Genomic DNA, 5635 nt, shown 5'->3' with positions numbered 1-5635 from the left:
CAGCGCCTCGGGCTCGAGCGCGGGCATACTGACGACGCGATTCGCGAGCTGGCGCATGCGATTTCGATCGACCCGAGCAACTCATACGCGTACTTCTATTTGGGCCGTGCGTACATCGCGCGCAGGGACTACGGGCAGGCGCAGACGTTTTTCAGGCGCGCGGAAATAGGACTCGCGTCGAATTCCGCGTGGCTCGGCGAGACCTATGCGTTCGAGGGAGTGTGCCTCGAGCAGGCGGGCAAATCCGCCGATGCGGCCGCCGCTTATCAGAAGGCGCTCACGGCAAGTCCGGGCAACCTGACGGCGCGCGTCGGCGTCACGCGGCTGTCGGCATTCATGCCGGCCTCCGCCAGCGCGGCGGCGCCAGCCGCGGAATCCGACAATGCCGCGCCCGCCGCGCCCGACGCTCAGCCGGCATCCGACGACGCTCCCGCTCCGCCGCCGCCTGCATCGGCCCATCCGCCAGCAGACTGAGTAATGCTGGTACTCGGAATTGAATCATCATGCGACGACGCTGCCGCCGCGGTGCTCGAAACCACGATGCCAGGCATCGTCGAGATTCGTTCGAGCACGGTAGCCAACCAGGACGATATCCATCGCGCGTACGGCGGCATCGTGCCGGAACTCGCGTCGCGAAATCACGTCGTCACGATCGAACCGGTGATCGCGCGTGCGCTGAGTGCGGCGGGATGTCGCCTCGCGGACGTCGAGGGTATTGCGGTCACGCGCGGCCCCGGCCTGGGGGGCTCGTTGTTGGTCGGCCTGATGTTCGCGAAGGGGCTGGCGCAGGCGAGCGGTCTCGCGATGGTCGGCGTGAATCATATCGAGGGTCATCTGCTCGCGCCCTTGCTCGAAAATCGAATCGCGATGCCGTACCTGGCGCTGGTCGTGTCCGGCGGCCACACCGCGCTGTTCGCGGTCGAGGATTTCGGGCGTTATCGGCGCATCGGACGCACGCGCGACGACGCCGCCGGCGAGGCGTTCGACAAGGTCGCGAAGCTGATGGGGCTTGGCTATCCGGGCGGTCGCGCAATCGACGAGCTGTCGCGGCGCGGGAATCGAAAGAGCGTGCGAATCCCGCGCGCGCACGTCAAAGGCGCGCCGATGGATTTCAGTTTCAGCGGAGTGAAGACGGCGGTCGCGACACTGCTTAATACCAAGAACGGACGCGCCGAACGCCCCGAGGATCTCGCAGCAAGCTTTCAGGAGGCCGTCGTCGAGATGCTGGTGAAGCCGACAATCGCGGCGGCGCGCGAGCTGGGCGCAGACACGATCGCGCTGACGGGCGGCGTCGCGGCAAATTCGCGACTGCGCGAGCGGCTGGCCGAGGCGGCTGCTGCCGACGGGCGCCGGCTGGTCGCACCGGCGTTAAAATACTGCACCGACAATGCGGCGATGATCGCTCTAGCGGGCAGCTACCGGTTGCTGCGCGGAGAGCGCGACTCGTTGAGTATCGACGCGGAAGCGAACCTATCTGTGTAGATGACGACAGCACGAAAATCAGACGTGGCCGAGAGAGCGTCGCGTCCAGCATCGGCGCTCGCGCGGGCAGGCGTGCGGCCGGCAAAGTCGCGCGGGCAGAATTTTTTAACCAGCGCCGGCGTGGCCAATCGAATCGTCGCAGCGGCCGAGCTTTGCGAATCGGATTCGATAATCGAGATTGGACCCGGCCTCGGTATCCTGACTGAGAAAATCGCGGCGCGGCCACGACGCTCGCTGACGCTGATCGAACTCGATTCGCGCCTCGCGGCGCGGCTAAAGGAGCGCTTCGCCGACGTTCGCATCGTCAACGAAGACTTCCTCGCGATCGATTTCGCGGCGCTGCTCGATGATTCGCGCGCCAAGTTAATCGGCAATCTTCCGTTCAACGTCGCGGCTGCTATCCTGCGCAGGCTGTGCGACAACTCACGCATGATTTCCAGAATGGTGCTGATGTTTCAACGCGAGGTCGCCGCGCGAATCCGCGCGACGCCAGGCGACGATGCGTACGGCGCGCTCAGCGTGTTCACCGCGCTGTACTGGAAGATCGATCTGCATTTCACCGTCGCGGCCGGCAGTTTCCATCCGCGTCCCAAGGTTGACGCCGAAGTTCTCGCATTCGCGCCGCTGCCGACACCGTCGTTTGCGGCTTCCGACGAGCGCGACGTGCTCGAAACTGTGCGCGCGTCATTCTCTGCGCCGCGCAAGACGATTCGCAACGCGCTCAGCCATGCGCTTGGAATCGATAGTGCGCAGACCGTGCGTGCGCTCGAACGCGCTGCCGTCGATCCAGGCACGCGCGCCGAAAAACTTGGCGTGCCGGATTTTCTAAGACTCGCACATGCGCTGCGCATCGAACTGGCCGACGGGATCGTCGCGCGCGATGCCTGAACTGCCGGAGGTCGAATCGCTGCGCCGGATACTGGCTCGCACCGCCGTCGGCAGAACGATCGTGAGCGTACGAATCGGAGAGAAGCGTTTGCGCCGGCGCGTCACCGCGGATTTCGGCGGAGCAATCACTGGCCGGCGAATCGTGAAACTGTCGCGACGCGCGAAATATCTGATCATTCAGCTCGACGGCGACCACGTGATGCTCGTGCATCTCGGCATGTCCGGCAGCCTGACTCATCGGCACAACGGCTTCGACGCTGACGACTTCGATCCGCGGCACGACCATCTTGAATTTTCGCTGGACGACGGCTCGCGCCTGGTTTACAACGATCCGCGGCGCTTCGGCATGGTTCGCCTGGTCGAGCGCGCCGCGTTGGCTTCCACGGCGGAGTTGAAGGGTCTTGGCCCCGAACCGCTGTCGCGCGAATTCAATGCAGATTATCTTGCGGCGAAGGCCCGCGGCCGCATCGGGGCGATTAAGAACCTGATAATGGATCAACGAATCGTCGCCGGTATCGGCAACATCTATGCCTCCGAGATTCTGTTTCGCGCGGGAGTGCGTCCGACGCGACGGGCCGGGCGCGTGACGCGCGGCGAGATCGAAAAAATCGCGGCGGCGGTGCCGGTGATTCTGCGCGCCGCGATCGGCAGTAACGGCACTACCTTTCGGAGCTATCGCGATTCGCGCGGACAGCCCGGGCGATTTGCAGCGCGTCTGCGCGTGTACGGCCGCGAGGGAAAACCGTGCTACACATGCTCGACACCGATCAAAAATGTGGTGGTGGGCCAGCGCGCGAGCTTTTACTGTCCGAAGTGCCAGCGATGATTTGAGATGCGTTGCGATTGAAATGAAGCATCGACTGAACTCTGCGGTCCAAAGTTTTTGCGCGATGGTCGCGTTGCTCATGCTCGCGGTTTCGTCGTACGCGCAGAGTGGGCCGCAGATTGATTGGAACAAGATCAATTCCGAAGCGCTCGATGACTTCCGCACCTATCTGCGCTTCGATACGACCAATCCACCGAGCAATACTGCGGCGGCGATTGCGTATCTGAAAGCGATCCTCGACAAAGAAGGAATAGCGACCGAAACTTTCGAGAGTAAGCCGGGGATGGTGACGCTCGTCGCGCGAATCCCGGGACCCGCGGGCGTCAAACCGCTGCTGCTCATGTCGCACGCCGACGTTGTACCGACAGTCGCCGCCAACTGGACCCATCATCCGTTCGACGCCGACGTCAAAGACGGCTACGTGTGGGCGCGCGGCGCGATCGACAACAAGGCGCACGGGATTATGGCGCTGATGACGATGCTGGCGCTCCAGCGCAACCATGTCGCATTGCGGCGCGGCGTCGAGATGATGGTGAATCCCGACGAGGAAGCGGGCGGCGACAATGGCGCGACGTGGATGGTGAACAATCATTGGGACGCGATTGACCCCGCGTTCGCATTCAACGAAGGCGGCGAAGGCGTGCCGGAATGGCTCGGGCTCAAGGGCGTCACGTTCACGGTTGCGGTGTCGGAGAAGCGCGTGAACTGGCTTCACGTGACCGTGCGCGGCAAGGGTGGGCATGGATCGGTGCCGAAGCCCGACAATCCGAATCTCATTTTGATCAACGCGCTGCATCGACTGCTGGAAAAACAGCCGCCGATCCGAATCACGAAAATATTCGCCGATGCGATGGACTCGATTGCGCCGCTCGAGCCGAGTCCGGCGTCGTTCCAGCTCGCGCATCTCGATCAGCCGGGCATCGCGCAGGCTGCGACGGCGGGCGTGCTTAGCCCTTACATTGTGCAGGCGCTGATGCGCGATACGATTTCGCTGACGATGCTCAACGCGGGCGTCAAGGTGAACGTCGTGCCGACGATCGCCGAGGCGGGACTCGACTGCCGCCTGCTGCCGGGCACCGATGCCGACGCGTTCATGAAACGTCTTCGCGATCTGCTCGGCCCGGGCGACTTTAAGATTGAGTATCTCCAGCGGCCTGACGACGCTCCGCCGTCGCCGACTTCCGGCGAGGCGTGGGATGCGATCGAGCGCGTCGTTGCGAGCGATTTCAAGGATGCGCGCGTCGTGCCATGGATGACAACTGGCGGCACCGACTCGCGCGTGTTGCGAGCCAAGGGTATACCGGCGTACGGCTTCGTCCCCATGATTCTCGGCGAGGGAGAAGTTTCGCGGATTCATGGCGACGACGAGCGCCTCTCGGTCGAAAATCTGAATCGCGGCATCAAGGCCACTTACGATTTGACGATCGACCTCTGCGCCGCGCAGCATTGACGGCGCGTATGTTATGCTGACGCGATGATCCTCGACATGCCCACCGGAATCGGCGCCGCGATTGCGTTCCTGTTCGGCGCGAGCGTCGGCAGCTTCGTCTGCATGGTCGCGTACCGGCTGCCACGCGATCTTTCGATCGTCACGCCGCGTTCGTATTGCGAGAGTTGCGAGCGCGCGCTTCCGTGGTGGGCGAACATCCCGATTCTCGCCTATCTCGGATTGAAAGGACGATGCGTGCTGTGCGGCGCGCCGATTCCGTTCCGCCATTTCCTGGCGGAAATTGGCCTGGCATTCGTCGCGCTCTATCTCTACTTCGCCTTTCCGCTCCCCGACGCGGCCGCGCGCTTCGTGCTGTGCGCGGCGCTGTGGATCGTCGCAATTATCGACTACGACTGGCGGCTCATTCCGAACATCATCACGTGGCCCGGAACGCTGGTGGGATTCATCGCCGCAGCGACGCTGATGCCGGAGGTCGGCTGGAAAAGCTCGCTGCTCGGAATCCTGTTCGGCGGTGGCGTCCTGTTCGGTACCGGCTATCTCTACCAACTGGTGCGCGGGCGCGAGGGTGTCGGCCTTGGCGACGTGTGGCTGCTCGCGATGGTGGGAGGATTTCTCGGCTGGCCGGGAGTCTTCTTCACGATGTTTTTCGGTTCGCTGATAGGCGCGGTGGGCGGAATCGCATTCGCAATGACAGGCGGCGGTGCGACTGCGCGCGCGCCGCTTGGCGAGCCGGCGGGCGATCCGGAGGAAGCGGACGTTTCGATTTTGAAAACGGAAGTTCCGTTCGGACCGTATCTGGCGCTGGCCGCCGGCGTCTTCGCGCTCTTTCAGCCGCAACTGGCGCATTGGTATTTTTCTCGTTAGGAGATGATGGCGGGAATTTTCATTACTCTTGAAGGCGTCGAGGGAAGCGGCAAGACGACGCAGGCCGCGATTCTCGGCGACGCGCTCCGCAAAGGCGGGCGGCGCAGACGTTCGACGTGGCTCTG

The 5635-nt window shown here is 63.5% G+C and carries 6 protein-coding genes; all 6 read left to right on the top strand.

Going from position 1 to position 5635, the window contains the following annotated elements:
* Positions 1-474 (top strand): tetratricopeptide repeat protein (locus VIW95_RS04340; RefSeq protein ID WP_331584190.1); only part of this gene is annotated, 474 nt, incomplete at its 5' end.
* Positions 475-477: 3 nt separating this feature from the next.
* Complete coding sequence (tsaD, locus tag VIW95_RS04335) at positions 478-1482, top strand: tRNA (adenosine(37)-N6)-threonylcarbamoyltransferase complex transferase subunit TsaD (RefSeq protein ID WP_331584189.1); 1005 nt, start codon at positions 478-480, stop codon at positions 1480-1482.
* Positions 1483-2370, top strand: a complete 888-nt coding sequence (gene rsmA, locus VIW95_RS04330; RefSeq protein ID WP_331584188.1) for a 16S rRNA (adenine(1518)-N(6)/adenine(1519)-N(6))-dimethyltransferase RsmA — start codon at positions 1483-1485, stop codon at positions 2368-2370.
* Positions 2363-3196, top strand: a complete 834-nt coding sequence (mutM, locus tag VIW95_RS04325) for a bifunctional DNA-formamidopyrimidine glycosylase/DNA-(apurinic or apyrimidinic site) lyase (RefSeq protein ID WP_331584187.1) — start codon at positions 2363-2365, stop codon at positions 3194-3196. The genes rsmA and mutM overlap by 8 nt, the downstream gene beginning before the upstream one ends.
* A gap of 22 nt (positions 3197-3218) precedes the next feature.
* Positions 3219-4646 carry a M20/M25/M40 family metallo-hydrolase gene (locus VIW95_RS04320; protein WP_331584186.1) on the top strand — a complete coding sequence of 476 codons (1428 nt, stop codon included), beginning with the start codon at positions 3219-3221 and terminating at the stop codon, positions 4644-4646.
* 24 nt (positions 4647-4670) lie between these two features.
* Positions 4671-5510 carry a prepilin peptidase gene (locus VIW95_RS04315; protein ID WP_331584185.1) on the top strand — a complete coding sequence of 280 codons (840 nt, stop codon included), beginning with the start codon at positions 4671-4673 and terminating at the stop codon, positions 5508-5510.
* Positions 5511-5635 lie beyond the last annotated feature (125 nt).

The sequence above is a fragment of the Binatus sp. (SeqCode) genome (assembly GCF_036522015.1).
GTDB lineage: Bacteria > Desulfobacterota > Binatia > Binatales > Binataceae > Binatus.
Note: the sequence above shows the minus strand (reverse complement) of the source record. Positions and strands in the feature narration are given on the sequence as shown.

Coding starts and splice junctions, on each gene's coding strand:
- mutM (WP_331584187.1), top strand. CDS start 2,363: ATGCCTGAACTGCCGGAGGTCGAATCGCTGCGCCGGATACTGGCTCGC.
- VIW95_RS04320 (WP_331584186.1), top strand. CDS start 3,219: ATGAAGCATCGACTGAACTCTGCGGTCCAAAGTTTTTGCGCGATGGTC.
- rsmA (WP_331584188.1), top strand. CDS start 1,483: ATGACGACAGCACGAAAATCAGACGTGGCCGAGAGAGCGTCGCGTCCA.
- tsaD (WP_331584189.1), top strand. CDS start 478: ATGCTGGTACTCGGAATTGAATCATCATGCGACGACGCTGCCGCCGCG.
- VIW95_RS04315 (WP_331584185.1), top strand. CDS start 4,671: ATGATCCTCGACATGCCCACCGGAATCGGCGCCGCGATTGCGTTCCTG.